Source organism: Kitasatospora sp. NPDC047058 (assembly GCF_040643935.1).
Taxonomy (GTDB): Bacteria; Actinomycetota; Actinomycetes; order Streptomycetales; family Streptomycetaceae; genus Kitasatospora.
In genome coordinates this window covers 1-1,422 of record NZ_JBEYVJ010000863.1, presented here as the reverse complement: position 1 = coordinate 1,422, position 1,422 = coordinate 1, and the positions used below count along the sequence as shown (strand labels likewise).

Here is a 1,422-nt window from a genome sequence, read left to right as displayed (position 1 = left end):
CGCGGCAGGCGCCGCGCTCGGGTGAGTTTCGGCTTCCCACCACCGGAGACGAGTTCGCCGAGGCGCTCGCCGATCACGGAGACGCCGGGGCGGGGCTCCTGCGCGAAGTACCAGGACTTGCGCCGCCGCAGCAGCTCCTCGCCGTGCTCGCCCCAGCTGAATCCGGGTTTGCGCAGCAGTTTCCGGAAGACCGTGTCGACCGTCTCCGGGTGGGCGGCTGCCAGCCGGCGGATCGGCAGCGGCGCGATCGACTCCTCGCGCAGGTACACGCGCAGCAGGTCCTGGTGCTGCCGGCGGCCGGCGAGGGCCGGGTCGGCGAAGAGGTCCCGCAGCATCCCGTAGTCCGGGTAGAAGTTGAGCCCGTCGACCTCGTCGTAGATGACGCCGACCGTGTCCGATTCCGCGAGTCCTTCGGGTAGTTCGAAGGCCGGGAGGGCCGGGGCGGCGAGCCGTCCGCCCCGGGCCCGGTCGGGATGCCCGGCGACGACGGCCTCCCGCCGATGCCGGTAGTAGGCGTTGAGCCGGTCCTCGGCTTCGGCAGGGGGAAGGACCAGTTCGTCGCTGCCGCAGAACGCGACGAACGCGGCCCGGTCCTCGCGCATCGACTCCCACCCCTGCTCGATCTTCTCGGGGTTGCGGAAGACCAGTTCGGGGTAGCGGACGGCCAGTTGGAGTGCGGCCTGGGCGATGTCCGCGGCACTGGACCTCGGGTAGTGCGACATCGCTCCGGAGACCAGCCACGGCCCGCCGGCCGGGTGCACGGGCACCAGGCAGGTGTGGAGGAACCCACCCTTGGACACACCGCGGAAGGCCGCCCGCCCGACGTTCGAGTACGTGCGGTACTCGAGGTCGTCGACCAGGTTCAGCAGGACGACGGCGTCTCCGTCCTTGCGCCGGACCTCGAAGACGCCCTCGACCGGGTCACGCCAGCCGAGCAGCATCTCCCGGTCGGCCTCGGTCAGGTCCCGCCGCCCGGCGACGAACCGGTCCACCACGGTCGAACCGCCCGGCAGACGGAACCGCAGGATGAAGTGGTCGATGATCCGGATCGCCTCGGCCTCCTCCAACTGCCGCTCGGGACCTGCGGCTTCCAGGAGGAGCGGAGTCAGCCACCGGTCGAAGCGCGCGCTCTCCCCGAAGGCGACGAGTTCGCCCTTCAGCTCGGCGCTGCGCTCGATCAGGCGCTGCAGCGACACGTCGTCCTCACTTCGTGCGGCGACAACCATGCGGCTCCTCTTGGTCATGACGGTTCCGGCATCGTGGGACTCCGCTCCCACCGGAGCAGGAGCCGGCCGGGGCGGGTCGGCGGCCGGCTAGCCCACCCCGCCCGGCCGGTTCCCGGGGCGGCCGCAAACCACCCCGGGTGCGGGCAAGTCGTCCCGTACGCCGCCCCGGACCGCGAAACTCCCCGGCCCCCCGAGG

The 1,422-nt window shown here is 72.0% G+C and carries 1 protein-coding gene; it reads right to left on the bottom strand.

Features of this window, described 5'->3' with window-relative positions; translation table 11 throughout:
• Positions 1–1,244, bottom strand: a 1,244-nt coding sequence (locus ABZ885_RS41170; RefSeq protein ID WP_360200335.1) for a hypothetical protein, incomplete at its 3' end; no start/stop codon positions are given.
• Positions 1,245–1,422: the final 178 nt, after the last annotated feature.